17 protein-coding genes, 1 tRNA gene and 1 pseudogene are annotated in these 20,235 nt (G+C 68.6%); 7 read left to right on the top strand and 12 right to left on the bottom strand.

Features of this window, described 5'->3' with window-relative positions; translation table 11 throughout:
• Positions 1-33: 33 nt before the first annotated feature.
• Together ACXDF8_RS05995 and ACXDF8_RS05990 are read left to right on the top strand one after the other, a co-directional pair.
• The gene (locus tag ACXDF8_RS05995; protein ID WP_457222321.1) at positions 34-1,521 is read left to right on the top strand and encodes an alpha/beta hydrolase; all 1,488 of its coding nucleotides are present in this window, start codon (positions 34-36) and stop codon (positions 1,519-1,521) included.
• Positions 1,522-1,526: 5 nt separating this feature from the next.
• Positions 1,527-1,772: a hypothetical protein gene (locus ACXDF8_RS05990; RefSeq protein ID WP_457222320.1), complete on the top strand. Its 246-nt coding sequence runs from the start codon at positions 1,527-1,529 to the stop codon at positions 1,770-1,772.
• 1 nt (position 1,773) lies between these two features.
• Here ACXDF8_RS05990 and ACXDF8_RS05985 read toward each other — a convergent pair.
• Positions 1,774-1,956 (bottom strand): annotated as a pseudogene (locus tag ACXDF8_RS05985) (SbtR family transcriptional regulator); the annotation flags it as partial.
• A gap of 81 nt (positions 1,957-2,037) precedes the next feature.
• A complete protein-coding gene (gene uvrA / locus ACXDF8_RS05980) occupies positions 2,038-4,938 on the bottom strand; it encodes an excinuclease ABC subunit UvrA (protein WP_457222382.1) in 2,901 nt (966 codons plus the stop codon).
• 118 nt (positions 4,939-5,056) lie between these two features.
• Here uvrA and ACXDF8_RS05975 point away from each other — a divergent pair, with 118 nt between their 5' ends.
• Positions 5,057-5,734, top strand: a complete 678-nt coding sequence (locus tag ACXDF8_RS05975; protein ID WP_457222319.1) for an MBL fold metallo-hydrolase — start codon at positions 5,057-5,059, stop codon at positions 5,732-5,734.
• A 39-nt stretch (positions 5,735-5,773) separates the two neighbouring features.
• Here ACXDF8_RS05975 and ACXDF8_RS05970 read toward each other — a convergent pair whose 3' ends face one another.
• Both ACXDF8_RS05970 and ACXDF8_RS05965 read right to left on the bottom strand, forming a co-directional pair.
• On the bottom strand, positions 5,774-6,784 hold the full coding sequence (locus ACXDF8_RS05970) for a magnesium transporter CorA family protein (RefSeq protein WP_457222318.1): 1,011 nt from the start codon (positions 6,782-6,784) through the stop codon (positions 5,774-5,776).
• A 49-nt stretch (positions 6,785-6,833) separates the two neighbouring features.
• A complete protein-coding gene (locus ACXDF8_RS05965; RefSeq protein ID WP_457222317.1) occupies positions 6,834-7,280 on the bottom strand; it encodes a universal stress protein in 447 nt (148 codons plus the stop codon).
• Between the two features lie 362 nt (positions 7,281-7,642).
• On the opposite strand from ACXDF8_RS05965, the gene ACXDF8_RS05960 reads away from it, so the two are divergent.
• Complete coding sequence (locus tag ACXDF8_RS05960; RefSeq protein ID WP_457222316.1) at positions 7,643-9,193, top strand: glycosyltransferase family 39 protein; 1,551 nt, start codon at positions 7,643-7,645, stop codon at positions 9,191-9,193.
• A gap of 60 nt (positions 9,194-9,253) precedes the next feature.
• Here the strand turns inward: ACXDF8_RS05960 and ACXDF8_RS05955 are convergent, their stop codons facing one another.
• Both ACXDF8_RS05955 and ACXDF8_RS05950 read right to left on the bottom strand, forming a co-directional pair.
• Positions 9,254-11,320, bottom strand: a complete 2,067-nt coding sequence (locus tag ACXDF8_RS05955; protein ID WP_457222315.1) for a hypothetical protein — start codon at positions 11,318-11,320, stop codon at positions 9,254-9,256.
• A complete protein-coding gene (locus tag ACXDF8_RS05950; protein ID WP_457222314.1) occupies positions 11,317-12,201 on the bottom strand; it encodes a hypothetical protein in 885 nt (294 codons plus the stop codon). The genes ACXDF8_RS05955 and ACXDF8_RS05950 overlap by 4 nt, the downstream gene beginning before the upstream one ends.
• A gap of 26 nt (positions 12,202-12,227) precedes the next feature.
• Here ACXDF8_RS05950 and ACXDF8_RS05945 point away from each other — a divergent pair, with 26 nt between their 5' ends.
• Positions 12,228-12,467, top strand: a complete 240-nt coding sequence (locus ACXDF8_RS05945) for a hypothetical protein (RefSeq protein ID WP_457222313.1) — start codon at positions 12,228-12,230, stop codon at positions 12,465-12,467.
• A gap of 275 nt (positions 12,468-12,742) precedes the next feature.
• On the opposite strand, the gene ACXDF8_RS05940 is transcribed toward ACXDF8_RS05945, so the two are convergent.
• The 5 genes from ACXDF8_RS05940 to uvrB form a co-directional block, all read right to left on the bottom strand.
• The gene (locus ACXDF8_RS05940; RefSeq protein ID WP_457222312.1) at positions 12,743-12,994 is read right to left on the bottom strand and encodes a hypothetical protein; all 252 of its coding nucleotides are present in this window, start codon (positions 12,992-12,994) and stop codon (positions 12,743-12,745) included.
• 182 nt (positions 12,995-13,176) lie between these two features.
• Positions 13,177-13,557, bottom strand: coding sequence for an STAS domain-containing protein (locus ACXDF8_RS05935; RefSeq protein WP_457222311.1), 381 nt, complete (start codon positions 13,555-13,557; stop codon positions 13,177-13,179).
• A gap of 306 nt (positions 13,558-13,863) precedes the next feature.
• Positions 13,864-13,934 (bottom strand) — tRNA-Cys (locus ACXDF8_RS05930).
• A gap of 235 nt (positions 13,935-14,169) precedes the next feature.
• Positions 14,170-15,573: an MFS transporter gene (locus ACXDF8_RS05925; RefSeq protein ID WP_457222310.1), complete on the bottom strand. Its 1,404-nt coding sequence runs from the start codon at positions 15,571-15,573 to the stop codon at positions 14,170-14,172.
• 48 nt (positions 15,574-15,621) lie between these two features.
• Complete coding sequence (gene uvrB, locus ACXDF8_RS05920; protein WP_457222309.1) at positions 15,622-17,796, bottom strand: excinuclease ABC subunit UvrB; 2,175 nt, start codon at positions 17,794-17,796, stop codon at positions 15,622-15,624.
• A gap of 128 nt (positions 17,797-17,924) precedes the next feature.
• Between uvrB and ACXDF8_RS05915 the strand changes: the two genes are divergently transcribed.
• Positions 17,925-18,395: a ribonuclease FAU-1 family protein gene (locus ACXDF8_RS05915; protein ID WP_457222381.1), complete on the top strand. Its 471-nt coding sequence runs from the start codon at positions 17,925-17,927 to the stop codon at positions 18,393-18,395.
• 59 nt (positions 18,396-18,454) lie between these two features.
• Positions 18,455-19,033, top strand: a complete 579-nt coding sequence (locus ACXDF8_RS05910; protein ID WP_457222308.1) for a hypothetical protein — start codon at positions 18,455-18,457, stop codon at positions 19,031-19,033.
• Positions 19,034-19,036: 3 nt separating this feature from the next.
• Here ACXDF8_RS05910 and coaE read toward each other — a convergent pair whose 3' ends face one another.
• Entirely contained in the window at positions 19,037-20,212 is a 1,176-nt protein-coding gene (gene coaE / locus ACXDF8_RS05905) for a dephospho-CoA kinase (protein ID WP_457222307.1), read from the bottom strand.
• Positions 20,213-20,235: the final 23 nt, after the last annotated feature.

Raw genomic sequence — 20,235 nt, 5'->3', positions numbered from 1 at the left:
GGCTGCCAAGGAACCTTGGTCACGATATAGGGCGTGACATCCTCGACGACGATGGTCGCCGACACGCTGCTGGCAGACGCGACGAGCCTCACTAGCCAACATATTTCGTTGACGCACGGCTGGGTGCCCCTGACGGTGCAAATCGCGGCCGGACTTGCCCTGGTCGCGGCGGTAGGCTGGCGGACCCGCCGGTGGCGACTGCTGTGGCTGCCGCTGGCCGCCCACGTCGGGGCCGCCGTCGCGGGCTACACGTACTGGCGCATCGCCGACGACGGCCTTGCCGGCGACCCCGCCCCCGATCAGTTGTGGGTGTGGATCGGGCTGACCGGGTTGGCGGCGATCGTGGCGATCGCCGGCTGGCGCAGCGCCCGTTGGTGGCGGCGCGGGGTGTCGGTGCTGGCGGTACCGCTGTGCGCACTGTCCTCGGCGCTGATGCTCAACCTGTGGGTCGGTTACCTCCCCACCGTTGCCACCGCCTGGAATCAGCTCACCGCGGGCCCACTGCCCGATCAGACCGATCGCGCCACGGTGACCGCGATGGTGGTCCGGCACGCGATCCCGGCCACCGGAACCGTTGTCTCGGTAAATATCCCGTCGGATGCGTCGCACTTCAAGCACCGCAGTGAGTTCGTCTACTTGCCACCGGCCTACTTCGCCACCAACCCGCCGCCGCCACTGCCCACCGTGATGATGATCGGCGGCGAGTTCAACACTCCGGCCGACTGGCTGCGAGCCGGCAACGCCGTCAAGACCATCGACGAGTTCGCCGCGGCCCACCACGGCAACGCCCCGGTGTTCGTGTTCGTCGATTCCGGTGGGGCATTCAACAACGACACCGAGTGCGTCAACGGCCCGCGCGGCGACTCCGCCGACCATCTGACCAAAGACGTTGTGCCGTTCATGGAGTCGAACTTCGGGGTCAGCGCCAACCGCGCCAACTGGGGTGTAGTGGGTTGGTCGATGGGCGGCACCTGCGCGGTCGACCTCACCACGATGCACCCCGACATGTTCAGCGCCTTCGAGGACATCGCCGGTGACCTCGCACCCAACTCGGGCACCAGGACGCAGACGATCGACCGATTGTTCGGCGGCGACGCCATCGCCTACGCCAGTTTCGACCCCGCCACCGTAATCACCAGACACGGCCCCTACCAAGGTGTTTCAGGATGGTTCGCGATCTCCGGCAATCCGTCGGCGCAACACCGCACACCCGCGGTCGTCGCCGCCGGCGCCACCGGCCTCGGCGGCCGGGACGCCGCGCAGAACCCGGGCGATCAGACCTCGGCGGCGAACACACTGTGTGCGCTGGGCAGCGCCAACGGGATCAACTGCTCGGTGGTCTCCGCGCAGGGCAAGCACGACTGGCCGTTCGCGGCCCGCGCGTTCACCACGGCACTGCCGTGGCTGGCCGGCCAGATCGGCACCCCGGGCGTCCCGACCGTGGCGCTGCCGGGTCCGCCGGCCCCGCCGCTCGGACCGGTCACGATCGCGGCCGCGGGAGGTCCGCCCGGAGTACGGTGACGTCCATGGCCGACGAACCCACCACCGAACCCCCGGCCGAGACGGGTTACACCCCGGCGGGAGTTCCGACGTTCGAGTCGGTGCGGGAGAAGATCGAGACGCGGTTCGGGACGGCGTTGGGCGCAGCGGAACTGGACGCCGAGACGCCCGAGGGGCGCAGTGTCGAGCAACAGTTCGAGGAGCGCCAGAAGGCCGCGGCGCAACGGCTTGAGGAGATCCGCGCCTCGATGCGCGAGCCGGACGGTTCCTGAGTTACGCCGTCAGTCCGGCCAGGATGATGGCGATCAAGTGATCGACGCGGCTGTCCCACTCATCGTCGTCGATCTTCATCAGCCCACCCAGTAACAAGACGACGTCGCGCGCGTCGACGTCGGCGCGCACGCTGCCCGCGGCCTTGCCCGCCTCCAGCAGTGCGGTGATCGCTGCGGCGATGGAACCTTCGCTGTGCGCCCCGACGACTGGCGCGGGCGGTGGAGATCGGCGACATCACCATCCGCCCGACGGTTCAGGGTTGACTCAGGCACTGACCTTGCGGCGCCGAGAACTGCGCTTGGGTGCCGGGGCGTTGAGCACGTCGGCGAGGAACTTGCCGGTGTAGCTCTCCGGCACCGCGGCCACGTCCTCCGGTGTGCCCTGGGCGACGACGGTGCCGCCTCCAGAGCCGCCTTCGGGACCCATGTCGATGATCCAGTCCGAAGTCTTGATGACATCGAGGTTGTGCTCGATGACGATCACCGAATTGCCCTTGTCGACAAGGCCGTTGATGACCTTCAGGAGCTTGCGGATGTCCTCGAAGTGCAAGCCGGTGGTCGGCTCGTCGAGGATGTAGACGGTCCGGCCGGTCGAGCGTTTCTGCAATTCGGCGGCCAGCTTGACCCGCTGCGCCTCGCCGCCGGACAGGGTGGGCGCCGGCTGACCGAGCCGCACATAGCCGAGTCCGACGTCGACGAGGGTCTTCAAGTAGCGGTGGATGCTGCTGATCGGCTCGAAGAACTCCGAGGCGTCCTCGATGGACATGTCGAGCACCTCGGAGATGGTCTTGCCCTTGTAATGCACCTCGAGGGTTTCCCGGTTGTAGCGGGCACCGTGACAGACCTCGCAGGGCACGTACACGTCGGGCAGGAAGTTCATCTCGATCTTGATGGTGCCGTCACCCGAACACGCTTCGCAGCGGCCGCCTTTGACGTTGAAGGAGAACCTGCCCGGCTGGTAGCCGCGCACCTTGGCCTCGGTGGTCGCCGCGAACAGCGTGCGGATCTTGTCGAACACCCCGGTGTAGGTGGCCGGGTTGGAGCGCGGGGTGCGCCCGATCGGCGACTGGTCCACCCGGACCAGCTTGTCGAGGTGGTCAAGTCCGTTGATCCGGGTGTGCCGGCCCGGGACCTGGCGGGCCCCGTTGAGCTTGTTGGCCAGCACCGAGGCCAGGATGTCGTTGACCAGAGTGGACTTACCCGAACCGGACACCCCCGTGACCGCCGTCAGCACTCCGAGCGGGAACGCGACGTCGATGTCGTGCAAGTTGTGCTCACGCGCGCCGATCACCGTCAGCTGCTTACGCCGGTCGATCGGGCGGCGAATGGCCGGGACGTCGATGGTTTGCTTGCCCGACAGGTATGCCCCGGTGATCGAATCGGGGTTACGCAGCAGGTCGGCGTACGGCCCGCTGTGCACGACCTGACCGCCGTGCTCGCCGGCCGCCGGTCCGATGTCGACCACCCAGTCCGAGTGCGCAATGGTGTCCTCGTCGTGCTCGACGACGATGAGGGTGTTGCCCAGATCCCGTAGCCGCGTGAGGGTTTCGATGAGCCGGCGATTGTCGCGCTGGTGCAGACCGATCGACGGCTCATCGAGGACGTAGAGGACGCCGACCAGACCCGACCCGATCTGGGTGGCCAGCCGGATGCGCTGCGCCTCACCACCGGACAGGGTGCCGGCCGCGCGGGCCAGTGACAGGTAATCGAGGCCGACGTCGAGCAGGAAGCCCAGTCGCGACTGCACTTCCTTGAGCACCTGCCCGGCGATCGCCTGTTCGCGGTGCCCGAGCGTCAACTCGTTGAGGAACTCCGAACAGTCGGCGATCGACAGCTCACACACCTGAGCGATCGACTTGGCACCGAGGTCACCGGCGGCCAGCGTGACCGCCAGGATCTCCGGCTTCAGGCGGGTGCCGTCACACACCGGGCACGGCACGTCGCGCATGAAGCCGTCGTAGCGCTCCTTCATCTGCTCGGAATCGGTCTGCTCCATCCGCCGGTGCAGAAACGCCATCACGCCCTCGAACTCGGCGTAGTAGGAGCGCGTGCGGCCGTAGCGATTCTTGTAACGGACGTGCACCTGCTCGTCGCAGCCCTCGAGAATCGCCTTGCGAGCCTTGGCCGGAAGCTTGCGCCACGGGGTATCGACGTCGAAGCCCATCGACTCACCCAGCCCCGCCATCATCCGGGTGAAGTACTCCGCAGTGTGCCCCATCGACCACGGCGCGACCGCACCCTCGGCCAGCGTCAGGTCCGGATCGGGCACTACGAGCTCGGGATCGACCTCTTTACGGATGCCCAGACCACTGCACTCCGGGCAGGCGCCGTAGGGCGAGTTGAACGAGAACGACCGCGGTTCCAGATCGTCGACGGCCAGCGGGTGGCCGTTGGGGCAGGCCAGCTTCTCGGAGAACCGCTGCTCGCGATGCGGGTGGTCGTCTTCCCGGTCGACGAACTCCAGCACGACGATGCCGTCGGCGAGGTTGAGCGCGGTTTCCACCGAATCGGTCAGCCGCTGCTTGGCGCTGGCCTTGACCGTGAGCCGGTCGACCACCACCTCGATGTCGTGTTTCTCCTGCTTCTTCAGCTTCGGCGGATCGGTCAGGGTGTGCACCACACCGTCGACCCGCACCCGGCTGTAGCCCTGGCTGTTGAGCTTGTCGAACAGGTCGACGAACTCCCCCTTGCGGGTGCGAACCACCGGGGCCAGCACCTGGAACCGGATACCTTCGTCCATCGCCAGTACCTGGTCGACGATCTGCTGCGGGGTCTGGCGCGCGATGCGCTCCCCGCAGACTGGGCAGTGCGGGGTGCCGGCTCGGGCATAGAGCAGCCGCAGGTAGTCGTAGACCTCGGTGATGGTGCCCACCGTGGATCGCGGGTTGCGGTTGGTGGACTTCTGGTCGATGGACACCGCCGGGGAGAGTCCCTCGATGAAGTCGACATCCGGTTTGTCCATCTGCCCGAGGAACTGACGGGCATAGGCGCTCAGAGATTCGACGTAGCGACGCTGACCCTCGGCGAAAATGGTGTCGAACGCCAGCGAGGATTTTCCCGATCCGGACAGCCCGGTGAACACGATCAGACTGTCGCGAGGCAGGTCCAGGTCGACACTGCGTAAGTTGTGCTCACGCGCGCCCTTGACGATCAGCCGGTCAGCCACCAGCTCCCCTTCCTGCGGGTTTACGGGCACGACGAAGCCTCCGAGAGGACAGGTCATCTCGCGCGCGGCTCATTGACCCCCATGCTATGTCGACCCACCGACAAGTAACGTGGCGACCATGACTGTCGTCGACGACACCTACACCGGCCACGTCGAGCCGCGGACCGCCGCCCGCCGAACGCTGCCCGGGGCGACCATCGTCAAGATGTCGGTGGGCCCGATGGACAACAACGCCTACCTCGTGACGTGTTCCCGGACCGGGGAAAGCCTGTTGATCGACGCCGCCAACGACCCCGAACTGCTGGTCGACCTGGTGCGCGAGCACGCTCCCAAGCTCGCCCTCATCGTCACGAGCCACCAGCACTTCGACCACTGGCAGGCCCTGGAAGCGGTCGCCGAGGCCACCGGGGCCCCGACCGCCGCCCACCAACTCGACGCCGAGCCGCTGCCGATTAAACCCGACCGGATCCTGTCCGGCGGCGACACCGTCACCGTGGGCGATCTGGTGTTCGACGTCATCCATCTGCGCGGCCACACGCCGGGCTCGGTGGCGTTGGCGCTGCGGCCGACCGACGGCTCGACGCCGACCCAGCTGTTCACCGGCGACTGCCTGTTCCCCGGCGGAGTGGGCAAGACATGGGAGCCGGGTGCGTTCGAGCAGCTGCTCGACGATGTGAGCACGCGACTGTTCGACGCCTACGACGACGCGACGGTGGTCTATCCCGGCCACGGTGACGACACCACCCTCGGTGCCGAGCGGCCGAGCTTGGCCCAGTGGCGCGAACGCGGCTGGTAACCCGCGAACTGGCCGCTAATTTTCGCGGTGAGCTGAGGCTCAGAGCCAGCCGCGGCGTTTGAACGTCACATAGAGCAGACCCGACGTCGAGACGATCACCAGGGCGCTGGTGGCCACCCCGCCGGCGCTCTGGAACCCCGGGTACGGCACGTTCTGCCCGTACCAGCCGGTGACGGCGGTGGGCACCGCGATGATGGCCGCCCAACCGGTGAGCTTCTTCATGATCGTGTTGAGCCGAGCGTCCTGCAGGGACAGATTCGTCTCGAACACCGTGGTGATCATGTCGCGCAACGACTCCGTCCACTCCGCGGCGCGGATGACGTGGTCGTAGAGGTCGGCGTACCAGCTGTCCAACTCGACGGTGTCGCCCCGCTCGGCACGGCGCCGCATGATCGTGTTGATCACCTCCCGCATCGGCAGCACGATGCGGCGTAGTTCGACCAGTTCCTTACGCAGGCGGTAGGTGTTGCGTTGGATCGTGCGCGTCGGCGCGCGGTCGTCGAACAGGCCGTCCTCCAGTGACTCGATGGCGTCGTCGAGATCCTGGATCGTCTCGAACTGACCGTCGACGATCACGTCGAGCAACCCGTGCAGCAGCGCCGGGGCGCCCAACCGAAGCAGATCGGCGTTCTCGTCCCACCGGCGCACGACCTCGTCGATGTCGAAAACCGGTCGCAGCGGGTCCTTTTCGTGCCGCACCGTGACGATCCCGGCGTGCAGCACGAAAATGGAGACCCGGGTGGTCAGCAGCCGCGAATCCAGGTCGTCGGCGCCGGGCGGACCCAGGCCCGTCGCGTACACGGTCAGGAAGGTATGGCTCGTGTAGCGCGTCGCCTTGGTGCGTTCGGCATTGGCGACGGTGTCTTCGACGGCGTGCTGATCGAAGCCCAATTCACCGGCCAATTCGGCGAGCACCTGGTGGTCCGGGTTGCACATGTCCACCCAGACCAGTGAGCCGTCCTCATCGAGATGATCGGAGACCTCCCCCAGGGGAAAATCCTCGGCCTTGAGATCGCCGTCGACCCACAGTCGTGTTCGGCAGTGGGTCATCAGTCCATTCTGCGCGACGGAAGGCGCCAGGCCCGATTAACCCAGCCGACTAACCCGTCGTGTGGACGATCAACACGTCGGTCTTGGACCGGCGCGCCACGTTGGCCGGCACCGACCCGAGCAGACGGCCCGCGATGGTGCTCAACCCCAGGTTGCCGACGACCAGCAGATCGGCACCGACCTCTTCGGCGAGGTCCACCAGCGCGTCGACGGGAGCCCCGACCACGGCGCGCTCTTCGACATTGGCGGCGCCTGCGGCCTTGGCCCGATCGCGCGCTTCGCGCAGGATCGCGTAGATGGGGGCGTTACCCGCCATCTTGTAGCCCTCGTCCTTCAGCAGGTCGGCCGCGCGGCTGTCTTCCGAAGCCGGGAAGTAGGCGGTTGCCACGATGACCTTCGAATCCGCACCGCCGGCGAGCTGACCCGCCCGGTCGACTGCACGCAGCGAGGAATCGGAGCCGTCCGTGCCGACGACCACGGTCTTGTAACCGCCCATTCGTACCCTCCAGTCTTCAATTGCAACGCCATCCGGAACCCTATCGCCTCGGCACGACGCCGGGACGCGATTCACGCGACGTGGTAATTCCGAAATACCGCGCGACGCCACTCTACCGGCGACAATGTCCTCGCCGGCTGCCGCGTGAGCTTGCTGACAGCCGCCTCAATTGCAAATCCAGATCGCACCGTATTTCCGAATGTCGGGGCTGCCACAGCAAAGACGACCAATGGCGAAAATCCTGGAGATGACAAATGCGCGGGTTGGCCGGTCGCACGTGCCACGGCTAGCACGGCGCGCGGCAGGGTGAACTGCAGGTTACCGTTTGGGTCACCAAACGAGACGGGTACAGGACGGCCCAAGTGAGTATCACCGTTCGAGTGGAGCCGGTCACCGGCGACGGCATGTCGTCGGGTCGTCTGGCCCGACCGTTCGACGCCGTGTGGGTGGGGTTGTTCGCCACGGCGTTCAGTGCCGCCGGAGCGGCGCGGCCGTCGTTCTGGTTCGACGAAGCGGCAACGATCTCGGCTTCCACCCGTCCGGTCCCTGATCTGTGGCGGTTACTGGGCAACATCGACGCCGTCCACGGCCTCTACTACCTGCTGATGCACGGCTGGTTCAGCGTGTTCCCGGCCACCGAATTCTGGTCGCGCGTGTCGAGCTCGCTGGCGGTCGGCGTGGCGGCCGCCGGTGTGGTGGTGCTGGGACGGCTGCTGTCCACCCGAGCCGTCGCTGTCACCGCCGGGATGGTCTTCGCAGTGCTGCCCCGGGTCACCTGGGCCGGCATGGAGACCCGCTCGTATGCGCTGTCGCTGGTGGCCGGCGCCTGGCTGACGGTGCTGTGCGTGGTCGCGCTGCGCCGCAACCGCGCGCGGTGGTGGTTGACGTATTCGGCGCTGATGGCGGTCGCCGTCCTACTCAACGTGTTCCTGGTGTTGCTGCTGGCCGCGCATGCGGTGCTGGTGGCTGTACTGACGGATTCCCGATCGGTGCGGCGGTGGTGGACGGCTGTCGCGGCAGGGGCCGCCGCGGTGGTCGCACCATTTCTGGTCTTTGCACAGGGTCAGCTGTTCCAGGTCGGCTGGATCTCACCGCTGAGCGGCCGCACCGTCGGCGAGGTGCTCCAGAACCAATATTTCGACCACGCAACGCCGTTCGCGATCCTCGCCGGGGCGGTGATCGCCACGGCATTGCTGCGCCGGTTCCCGCTGCCAGAGGGCCCGAGGACGCCCGGTCCGGTCCACCTGATATTCATCGCACTAGCATGGATCGTCATCCCGACCGCGGCACTGGTGCTCTATTCGGTTCTGCGCCACCCGGTTTACTACCCGCGCTACCTGTCCTTTACCGTTCCGGCCATCGCTCTGCTCCTGGCGTTGTGCATCGTGGCCGTCGGCCGCTCCTCCGCCGGCATCACCGTCGTGCTGCTGCTTTTCGGCCTCGCCGCCACCCCCAACTATCTGGCTCAGCGCGGGCAGTACGCCAAAGAGGCGATGGACTACAGCCAGGTCGCCGACGTCATCACCCGCTACGCGGCGTCCGGCGACTGCCTGATCATGGACAACACGGCCGCCTGGAAACCGGGACCGATCCGCCCGCTGCTCGCCGCGCGGCCTGCCGCGTTCGCAAAACTGCACGATTATGGCCGCGGCAAAACAGCAATTCAGCGAAATATGCTGTGGGACAGTCATATTCCGATCTGGCGTTGGTCGGACAAGCTGTGGGGCTGCCCGGCGGTCTGGACGGTCACCGAACGGGACGCGACACTGCCCGCCCACCAGCGTGCCTCGTCGCTGCCGGCCGGACCACGCCTTGGCCGGACGATGGCCTATCAGGTCCCCAGCCGGTTCGGGTTCCACGTCGTCGAGCGTTGGCAGTTCAGCTTCGCGCAGGTCACCAAATCCATCCGATGAGGCGCCATCCTGCCTGAGAGCGGGTTCGCAGCGGGACTGCTCGGGCGGCGGACCACCGTCCTAGTCATCGAACCACCTTCCCGCACTGGGCAATTCGGCACCGAGCACCGCACCTGCCGGGGCGCCGGTCGCGATGCCCGCTTTGGCCGACCACCCGGTCCCGACGCACAGCAGGTCCTTTGGCGTCGAGATCGTCGACGGCAGTGGGATACCGAAGCCCGGGATTCCGGGGATCGTCACCTGCGGCGGTGACAGCAGGGTCGAAATGCCTTGAGCCATCACGGGGAACAGCTGCGCCGGCGGGGTCGGCAGGGTGCCGGCCGCGTCGGAGATCGGGGCCGCGGGGATGAGGCTGCCCAGGCCGCCCGGGGAAGGCGGGATGTAGGCACCCGGACCACCCGGAACCACGGTCGGCGGGGTCGGCGGGGTCGCCGCCCGGTTCACACTCGGTGTGCCGGGAGTGGCCGCCGGCGGAGTCGGAACTCCCCCGCCGCCACCGCCACCGGGACCACCCGGAACCGCGGCCGGCGGGGTGCCGGGCGTGACGACACTGTTGGTGAACGGTGTTCCCGGCACCGCAGCCGGCGGAGTCGGAACGCCGCCGCCAGTACCGCCACCCGGACCGCCGGGAACGCCGGCCGGCGGAGTCGGCACACCACCACCGGTGCCACCGCCCGGACCACCCGGAACCGCAGCCGGCGGAGTCGGCACACCACCACCGGTGCCACCGCCCGGACCACCCGGAACCGCAGCCGGCGGAGTCGGCACACCACCACCGGTGCCACCGCCCGGACCGCCGGGAACGGCTGCGGGCGGGGTCGGCACACCGCCGCCGGTTGCGCCGAGTGCGGCGGCGGGCAGCGCGTCCGCCGGTGCGGGCACGCCGGCTGCCGCTGAGGCAATGGCCTCGGCCGGGACCCCGGCCGACGGCGCGACGACACCGGAGGCGTCAGCGATGGGTGCTCCTACCGCGGCCCCTGCACCAGCCCCAGCACCGGCACCCGCGCCGGGGACGCCGGCCAGGGCCGCGCCCGCGGTGCCGGAACTATCCGACAGCGCCGCGGCGGGCACTTCGGAACCGGAGTTGTCGGTGATCGGCGCGGCGGGAACACCATCGGCGATCGGCGCGGGCAGTCCCTCGCCACCACCGAGCGGAACGTCGGGCACGGCGCCGGGCGGGGTCGGAACCCCACCGCCGGTGCCACCACCGGGACCACCGGGGACGGCGGCCGGCGGAGTCGGAACACCTTCGCCACCGCCAGCACCGGGACCACCGGGGACGGCGGCCGGCGGAGTCGGAACACCTTCGCCACCGCCAGCACCAGGACCACCCGGAACCGCGGCCGGCGGAGTCGGAACACCTTCGCCACCGCCAGCACCAGGACCACCCGGAACCGCGGCCGGCGGAGTCGGAACACCTTCGCCACCGCCGGCACCGGGAGCGCCGGGGACCGCGGCGGGCGGCGTCATGCCGGTTTCGACGGTGCTGCCACCAGGTGTTCCCGAGACGGCCGCGGGAGGCGTCGGAACGCCGCTACCGCCACCTTCACCGGGCGCACCCGGAACCGCGGCGGGCGGAGTGGACAGCTCCTCGACCGCCGGGGTGCCCGGGGTGCCGGGGACCACCGACGGCGGAGTCGGGGGGATTTCCATACCGGGCGTGCCGGGGGTGCCTGGCACCGCTGCGGGCGTTCCAGGCACCGACACATTGACCGGTGCACCCGGAGTGCCCGGAACCGCGGCGGGCGGTGTACTCACGCCGGGGATGGACGCCGCGCTGGGAACGCCGCCCAGGTTGATAGGGGGCGTACCAGGAACCTCGAGCGTTCCGCCGCCGACCGGCGCACCGGGCACCGACGCACCCGGCGGGGGCAGCGTCGCGGCGGAGTCGTTGATCACGTTGCCGGGTGTGATGGTCGGGGGAACCGGCGGGGTGCTGATGACCGTTTCGGTCGACGAGCCCGGGCCGCCCGGTACCGCGGCGGGCGGAGTGCTGACGGAATCGGTCGCCACGTCGCCGGGAACAGCTGCCGGAGGAACGCCCGGGGTGCCCGACGAGCCGGGGATCTCCGCGCCGGGGACAGCGGCGGGCGGAACCGGTGGGGTGTTGAGGGATTCGTTCGTCACGCCGCCGGGGACCTCAGCAGGAGGAGTCGGCACACCACCACCGCCACCACCGCCAGGACCACCCGGGACCTCAGCAGGAGGAGTCGGCACACCACCACCGCCACCACCGCCAGGACCACCCGGGACCTCAGCAGGAGGAGTCGGCACACCACCACCGCTACCGCCACCGGGACCACCGGGGACGCCGGCAGGCGGGCCGGGTGGCGTGTCACCACCGCCGCCGATCGGGCCGTTCGGCAGCGCTGCCGCGGGCGGCGGTACCGCACCGGCCGCATCGGCCAGCGGGGCGGCGGGAACGTCAGCAGCAGCAGCCGGCGGCACGAGTCCGCTGGCATCGGAGATGGGAGCACCGTCGGGTCCGGCGAGCGGCACGGCACCGGCGGCGTCAGCCACCGGTGCACCGACGGCACCCGCAGCACCGGCACCGGCCCCGCCACCCGCGCCGGCGCCACCGCCGGCACCGGCCAGGCTTGCTGCGGCGTCAGCCACGGGTGCGCCTGCGTCTGCGGGCAGAGCGCCCGCCGCGTCGGCGATCGGGGCACCGGCCGCACCGGCATCACCGGCGGGGATGCCGGCGGCATCCGCGATGGGAGCACTCGGTACACCGGCAGGCGGAGCAGGCACGCCGCCGCCAGTACCACCACCGGGACCGCCGGGGACGCCGGCGGGCGGAGTCGGCACACCACCGCCACCACCACCACCCGGACCACCCGGAACCGCAGCAGGAGGAGTCGGCACACCACCACCGCCACCACCACCCGGACCACCCGGAACCGCAGCAGGAGGAGTCGGCACACCACCACCGCCACCACCACCCGGACCACCCGGAACCGCAGCAGGAGGAGTCGGCACACCACCACCGCCACCACCACCGGGAGCACCCGGAACCGCGGCGGGCGGTGTGGGGATGCTGCGGGCCACGCTCGTGCCGGGCGAGCCGGGAACCGAGGCGGGCGGGACGGTGACGCTGTTGGTGCCGGGCATTCCGGGCGAGCCGGGGGCGCTGGCAGGCGGAATGCGGACGCTGCCGGGTACCGTCGCAGGCGGAACCGGCCCGCCGGCGGTCGGCGGGTTATTGGTGAAGATCGAGGTCACGCTGCCCGGCTCGCCCGGGGTGAAGCTCGGCGGGTTGGACGCGACCTGGTGAATGATGTCGGCACACGGAACACCCGGGCTGCCGAAGTCGGCAGCCGCGCGGGGACTGAACAGCGGCGCAGTCCAGAAAAACCCCGCAGTCGCCATGGCGGTGACCGCCGCCACGCGAGAGGTGGTCCGTGACATCATTTCCCCGTTTCTGTGAAGGCCCTGAGGGCAAACTACAGACGTGTAAGTACGGGGAGTGCAGGGCGTTCTGGCGGTTACCGAACTGTTGCGAAGCAGTGCCGCGGCAGTTACTTCGCCGACAAATTGCTGGTCCGATAGTCAGGACAGGGCGCGACTCTCGCGCTCGCAGATGGTGACGTCGAGGATTACCGGAAGGCAAGGGTCGCCCACAGCTTGCCTGAGGTGGGCGACGGCATTGGTCTCGACACGGTGACGTAACGTGGCGGGGTCGGCGGTGTGTTCCAAGCCGGCTTCGGTCGCCGGTTCGGGGCTCGCTGCGTCGCCGATCATTCGGACCTTGGCGGACCACACGCCGGGGTAGGTCTTGATTTCTTCAACGATGGCGATCAACGGCCACAGCTACACGCCGTGGTTGCCGACGTAGCGACCGACGCGATGGGTGCGGTCGGCGTGTATGCGCTGGACTTAGGGCGCTTGCGCGGCCCAACACCTTGTGCTTGTGCCGGCGGGGAGCCCCGTGAGACACCTAGTCATCAAGCGTAGACAGCGAGCACGAGCTCCGACGCCTCGTGTCATGCGTCGGAAACGCCGCTGGCTGTGCGCAGCCGGGTCACGCGCCTGATCGCGTCACTGGGAATTACCTCCCACGACACTCCTGCGGTACGGCACAGCTCCTCGACATTTTTCAACAGCGAGATGCATTGGGCGGCAAAGAACCCCACCCCACTCAGATCGAGGGTTGCAGTGCCGGCAAGCGGCATGAACAGGTTGGCGAAGTCGAGTACCTCGTCCGCATTTGCGGCATCGATATCGCCAGCGATTGTCACCACCGTCTCGGCGTCGCGACAGCACGCACTCATGCTGCCTCGGCGATTGCCGATCTCCAGGTACCGGGGGGATTCTGGGCCACGTGTATTCGCTGGGATTGCTACCCGAAGCTGCTGAACGGTCATAACGATGCTCTGTTCATTGCTCGAACCTCGTCGACGTCAGTCTCTCGGCGAGAGCTGAAATCCGAATGGAAACCGCTCATGGGAGCGGCTGCAAACTACGAGGGCGGAAGAGGGTTCTGGGCGGTGATCAATCCCGTGCCGCGGACCCCCATGGGCGGCGACACCGACCCCAGGCCGGCTAGCTTTATAGCGCTTCCCATCACACCCCATCACCGGCACCCTGTCAAACGCTGGAGCAGCGCAAATGCCGGCGATGGTTAGTCAGTGGGGCCTTCGCATGCAAGCCGACGCGAAACCCAACATACGAGCGAGTGACGGGATTCGAACCCGTGTAAACGGCTTTGCAGGCCGGTGCCTAGCCACTCAGCCACACCCGCAGCAGTTACGACACTGCCACCGGCACAGCGCGCTGCACACCCTTTGACTCAGCGTGATCCCGAACCCTCGTCACCTGCGATGGCCGACCGTTGCGGAATGCAGACCTGGTTGGCTGATCCGCCCCTGTTCCGCGGACCGGGCAGGGCCGTTGACCGCTCAGTTGGCCGGCTCGGTGCGGCCACGGGTGACCTACGAGCCGGAACGCGGCGGCTCGACGAAAAGGATGAAGAGCCGCTAGCGGAGCTGTCCGCGTCCGGAGCGATACGACGCCACACAGCCGACGAGCGCCAGCACCGCGAACGCGCCGAACATCAATCTGCTCGCCGAGGCGTCGGGTGCGGCCCGCACGTTCACCACCACCCCGGCCAGGCCGGCGCCGAACGCTCCGCACATGAGCTGCACAGTGCTGATGGCGGCCGCCGCCACCGCCTGCTGCGCCGAGTCGTCGACGACCGCCCCCATCGCCCACGCCGACAGGTGCGGCCACGCCATACCGATGCCGGACCCGGTGACGACCAGCGCCATCGCCCACAGCACGACGACTCCCGTTGTCGCGTGGTCGGTTTGGCTGAACGTGGCCAGAGCCAGGCCCGAGGCCATCACCAGCGGCGCGACCGCCACGATCTTTACCGTGGCTCGCACGTTGGTCACCGAGGCGCTGGCGATCTCACCGACTGTCCAGCCCACCGACAACCCCGCGCCGAGGAACCCCGCGACCACCGGCGCCAGCGAGCCCAGCCGTTGACCGAACAGCGGGACATACATGTCGACCATCGTCGCCGCCATCAGCAGGCCCAGGCTCAAGTAGATCCATTTCAACGGGCCGGGCCCGAAAGCCATGCGCGGCAACACCGCAGCGGTTGCCCGCCGGTCGACGGCGATGAACACCAGCACCAGGACGATGCCGGCGGCCAGCAACCCGGCGATCGCCGCGGGGTTGCTCGGTATCACCGCGCCGCTGACCGCCAGCGCCGCGACTCCCAACAGCAGCAGCGACCACACCGGAATCCGGGTGCGAGGGGTGTCCGTCGAGTCCGACGCCGCACGGGCCGGCAACACCATCGGCACCAGCACACTCATGGCGATCGCCAGTGCGGCAAGCAGGCCGAATCCGCCTCGCCAGAAACCGAATTGGGCGAACAGGCCGCCGGTGGCCGGACCCACGAGGGTGCCAATCCCCCACATCGCTGACACCACCGCCGATGCCCGCGTCCACAACCGGTCGGGCAATGCGGCACTGATCACGGCATAACCAAGGCCGGCGAGCACGCCGCCGGCCAGCCCTTGCACCACCCGGCCGACGAGCAGGAGCTGCATCGTCGGGGCCAGCGCGCACAACGCGCTGCCCACCGCGAACGACAACAGGGCGCCGAGATAGGCCGCACGGGGCCCGAATCGGGTCAGCGCCGGCCCGACCGTGGTCGCCGCGGTCACCGACGCCACCAGATAGACCGTCGTCACCCACGCGTAGAGCCGCTGACCGCCGATGTCGGCGACCGCACTGGGCAGCAGGCTCATGGTGATGAACTCGTTGATGGCGTAGATGGCCACGCCACCGGCGAGTACCACCGCGGCACCGAGATGCTGCCCCAGCAGCTCCCGCCAGCTACCCGCCGCGGAGGCTGTCGTCTCGGTCATGTCGATCACCGTAGAGCCTCAACCACGGTTGAGCTCAAGCGCGCCCGGCTATTTCAGGCCGGCGGCGTCCATCCCGCGCAGTTCCTTCTTCAGGTCGGCGATCTCGTCGCGGATTCGCGCAGCCAATTCGAACTGCAGGTCGCGGGCGGCGGTCATCATCTGCGCGGTGAGGTCCTTGATGAGGTCAGCGAGTTCGGCCCGCGGCATGTTCGAGGTGTCGCGGCCCTCGATAATGCCGGCGCTGACCGCGCGGCCCGGCTCACCCTGCGCACGCCGGCCGCGGGAGGCATTGCGCCCCGAACCACCCACGCCAACGGTCGCGTCGGTATCGTCAGCCTCGCTGTAGACCTGGTCGAGAATGTCGGCGATCTTCTTGCGCAACGGTTGCGGATCCACGCCGTGCGCCACGTTGTACTCGACCTGCTTGGCGCGGCGGCGTTCGGTCTCGTCGATCGCTTCTCGCATCGAGTCGGTGATCTTGTCGGCATACATGTGCACTTCGCCGGAGACGTTGCGGGCCGCGCGGCCGATGGTCTGGATGAGACTGCGGGTCGACCGCAGGAATCCCTCCTTGTCGGCGTCGAGGATCGACACCAGCGAGACCTCGGGCAGGTCCAGACCCTCCCGCAGCAGGTTGATGCCGACCAGCACGTCGTACTCACCGAGGCGCAGCTGGCGCAACAGCTCGACGCGGCGCAGCGTGTCAACCTCGGAGTGCAGGTAACGCACCCGGATGCCCATCTCGAGCAGGTAGTCGGTGAGGTCCTCGGCCATCTTCTTGGTCAGCGTGGTGACCAGCACCCGCTCGTCCCGCTCGGTGCGGGTCCGGATCTCCCCGATCAGGTCGTCGATCTGACCCTTGGTCGGCTTGACGACCACCTTCGGGTCGACCAGGCCGGTCGGCCGGATCACCTGCTCGACGAACTCGCCGCCGGTCGCGCTGAGCTCGTAGGGGCCCGGCGTGGCCGACAGATACACCGTCTGGCCGATCCGCTGAGCGAACTCCTCCCACGTCAACGGCCGATTGTCGACGGCCGAGGGTAGCCGGAACCCGAACTCGACGAGGTTGCGCTTGCGCGACATGTCCCCTTCGTACATCCCGCCGATCTGCGGGACCGTGACGTGGGATTCATCGATGACCAGCAGGAAGTCCTCGGGGAAGTAGTCCAGCAGCGTCGCCGGCGCCGAGCCGGCGGCTCGGCCGTCGATGTGCCGCGAGTAGTTCTCGATGCCCGAGCAGAAGCCGACCTGGCGCATCATCTCGATGTCGTAGTTCGTGCGCATCCGCAGCCGCTGGGCCTCGAGCAGTTTGCCCTGGTTCTCCAATTCGGCCAACCGCTCGGCGAGTTCGGCCTCGATGGTCGAGATCGCCAGGGCCATCCGCTCCGGGCCGGCGACGTAGTGGGTGGCCGGGAAGATCCGCAGCGAGTCGACCTTGCGGATAACGTCACCGGTCAACGGATGCAGGTAGTAGAGCGCCTCGATCTCGTCGCCGAAGAACTCGATGCGGACGGCCAGCTCCTCGTAGGACGGGATGATCTCGACGGTGTCGCCGCGCACCCGGAAGGAGCCGCGGGTGAACGACATGTCGTTGCGGGTGTACTGGACGTCGACCAGCAGCCGCAGCAGCCCGTCGCGGGGCACTTCGCTGCCGACCTGCAGTTCGACCGACCGGTCCAGGTAGGACTGCGGAGTACCGAGGCCGTAGATGCAGGACACCGAGGCGACCACCACCACGTCGCGCCGGGAGAGCAGACTCGAGGTGGCCGAGTGCCGCAACCGCTCGACGTCGTCGTTGATCGAGCTGTCCTTCTCGATGTAGGTGTCGGTCTGCGCGATGTACGCCTCGGGCTGGTAGTAGTCGTAGTACGAGACGAAGTACTCGACGGCGTTGTGCGGCAACATCTCTCGCAGCTCGTTGGCCAGCTGCGCGGCCAATGTCTTGTTGGGTGCCATCACCAGGGTGGGCCGCTGCAGCCGTTCGATGAGCCAGGCGGTGGTCGCCGACTTGCCGGTGCCTGTGGCGCCGAGCAGCACCACGTCGCGCTCCCCGGCGCGGATCCGGCGTTCCAGCTCTTCGATCGCGGCAGGCTGATCGCCGGCCGGCTGGTAGGGGCTGACCACCTCGAACCGCGCACCGGCACGCACCAGGCCGTCGACCGCGTCGGCGGCGGGCCGGTACTCCGAGTGCGCGATCACCGGGTGTTCGGTAGCGAATGCCATACGACCAGGTTAAGCGTCCCCACCGACACATTCATTCCCCGCGCGAATCGGCCGGCCCGTACGCTGACGCCGTGGCCGATCCGCCCGCGACGACCGGGGTCCATCCCCCCAAACGTGAGACATTCGACCTGGTCTCCTACACCAACACCGATCCCAAGGGCATCGTGCGCGACGTCGACGAGTACGTCGTGCACCCCTGGGGGCTCTACATGGCCCGCCCCACGCCGGGGCGCGCCCAGTTCCACTACCTGGAGTCCTGGCTGCTGCCGTCGCGCGGGCTGCGGGCCAACGTCTTCCACTTCAACCCCGGTTACGAACGGGATCAGGACTACTACCTCGACGTCGCGCACATCGTCGCCGGGCAGACCCAGTGGACGGCCGAGGACCATTACCTCGATCTGGTGGTCTACACCGGTGACCGCACCGACCTCCTCGACGGGGACGAACTTCTCGAGGCACACCAGCACGGACTGCTGACGACCGCGACCGCCGAGTCGGCGCTGCAGCGGGCGGTGGCCGCCGTGGCTGGCCTCGCCGGCCACCGCCACGACCTCACCGCCTGGCTCGCCGCCGACGGGATGACGCTGACCTGGCGATGAGCCGCTGCCGACCGGCAACGAATCGGCACCGTGCGACCGAAAGGGTAGTCTCACTAGACATGAGCCCCATCAAGCGCGGATGGTTGACTATCGCAGCCGCGGTGGCTGTGGCGACGGGTTCCCAGTTAACAGTGGGTCCGGGGCTGGCCCCGGCGCTGGCCGACCCGGCCCCGCCTCCGACACCGACTCCGACCGCTGCCGGGCAGGCCCCCCAGGAAGTGCTGCACAACATCACTTACCGGGCCCGCATCGACGGTGTCTCGCGGGGCGCGACCATCACCTACTCCGCGCAGGACAACCAGACCCAGACCGCCAACCCGACGATGGTGCCGGGGCGCGTCTTTGAAGCGAACACCGTCCTGCCCGCCACGGCGCAGGCTGACATGCGGGTGTCCATCCAGTGGCCCTACTCGGCCAACCTGCACTGCGAGATCCTGGTCGATGACGCGATCGTCGCCCAGGCCGACGATTTCATCGCACCGCGCGTGCTGCCCGTCAAAGACGACCCGGACTACGGGGCACTGATCTGCGAGGCGCCGGTCGCCGGCGTACCGAACCCCACACCGTCGGACCCGGCCGCCACCCCCGCTGCGACGCAGAACGCCCCCGAAGAGCCGGCGCCACCCGCGCAGGGCTAAGCCCTACGGGCGCCACCCGGTGGCGTCCGCCCAGGCCCACGCCCGTCGATAGGCATCCAGGAACCACGGCTCCTTGGCGTCGGCGTAGCGATCGACGTCGCCGTGCTGTGCCGCCGAGCGCTTGACCGCCAGATAATCGGCCCGCACGCCGGGGTTGGCAGCCAGCCAGTCGACGAACAACAGCGCGAATCGCTGATTGGGCCAGCCGTCCACCCGCAGGTGCACATTGGTGGGCCGCCCCGGGTCGCCGGAGGCGTGAAAACGCTTGTGCCACAACGCCGGATCGGTACCGGCCTTCGGCACGTCGGTGTTGATGGCCGCAACCCTCGGATAGCCGGCGCGCAACAAGTCCTCGGCGAGTTCGCCGGCAACCTGCAGCGAGGCGACCGTGACCTGGACGTCGATGACATCCTTGGCGTCCATGCCGGGCACCGCCGTCGACCCGATGTGGTCGATGCGGACCGCGCGGTGCCCGCAGGTGGTGTTCAGCCGGGAAAGGATCCGGCGGGCCTGGTCGGGCCAGGTCGGGTCGGCCGGCACCAACCGCGGTGCGGTGTGCACCGGGGTACCGGCGGTGAGGTTGTGGGCGAACGGCAGGATGCGCTCGTACCACAGGCCACGAGCCTGCTCGACGAGCTCACCCGGGGTGCCGGAGTTGTCCAGCCACACATCGGCGACCGCCCGGCGCTGCTCCTCGGTGGCCTGCGCCGCGATCCGCGCCCGGGCATCGGCCTCGGTGAAGCCGCGGTACTCGATGAGCCGCTGCACCCGGAGTTCGGCGTCGGCGTTGACGATGACGACGAGCGGGAACATCGGGGCCATCTGGGATTCGACCAGCAGCGGGATGTCCTCAACGATGACCGCATCCTCGGCTGCCGCGGCGATCAGCTCCGAGCGGCGGGTCGCCACCAGCGGGTGCACGATGCCGTTGAGCGTTTGCCGCTTGCCCTCGTCGCTGAACGCGATGGCGGCCAGCGCCGGGCGGTCCAGCGCGCCGTCCGATCGCAAGATCTGCTCACCGAAGGCGTCGACGAGCTTGGACAGCCCCTCGGTCCCGGGTTCGACGACTTCCCGGGAGATCACGTCCCCGTCGACGACGATGCCGCCACATTCGGAGAATGTCGCAGACACCGTCGACTTTCCGGCGCCGATACCGCCGGTGAGTCCAATACGCAGCACCGCACCAGTATTTCAGGCAGCCG

This window comes from Mycolicibacterium sp. CBM1, assembly GCF_054073305.1.
Note: the sequence above shows the minus strand (reverse complement) of the source record. Positions and strands in the feature narration are given on the sequence as shown.

Bases quoted from the DNA above. Each gene is read 5' to 3' on its own strand.
- ACXDF8_RS05990 (WP_457222320.1), top strand. From the start codon at position 1,527: ATGGCCGACGAACCCACCACCGAACCCCCGGCCGAGACGGGTTACACC.
- ACXDF8_RS05975 (WP_457222319.1), top strand. From the start codon at position 5,057: ATGACTGTCGTCGACGACACCTACACCGGCCACGTCGAGCCGCGGACC.
- ACXDF8_RS05970 (WP_457222318.1), bottom strand. From the start codon at position 6,784: ATGACCCACTGCCGAACACGACTGTGGGTCGACGGCGATCTCAAGGCC.
- ACXDF8_RS05965 (WP_457222317.1), bottom strand. From the start codon at position 7,280: ATGGGCGGTTACAAGACCGTGGTCGTCGGCACGGACGGCTCCGATTCC.
- ACXDF8_RS05945 (WP_457222313.1), top strand. From the start codon at position 12,228: ATGCTGCGGGCCACGCTCGTGCCGGGCGAGCCGGGAACCGAGGCGGGC.
- ACXDF8_RS05935 (WP_457222311.1), bottom strand. From the start codon at position 13,557: ATGACCGTTCAGCAGCTTCGGGTAGCAATCCCAGCGAATACACGTGGC.
- ACXDF8_RS05925 (WP_457222310.1), bottom strand. From the start codon at position 15,573: ATGACCGAGACGACAGCCTCCGCGGCGGGTAGCTGGCGGGAGCTGCTG.
- uvrB (WP_457222309.1), bottom strand. From the start codon at position 17,796: ATGGCATTCGCTACCGAACACCCGGTGATCGCGCACTCGGAGTACCGG.
- ACXDF8_RS05910 (WP_457222308.1), top strand. From the start codon at position 18,455: ATGAGCCCCATCAAGCGCGGATGGTTGACTATCGCAGCCGCGGTGGCT.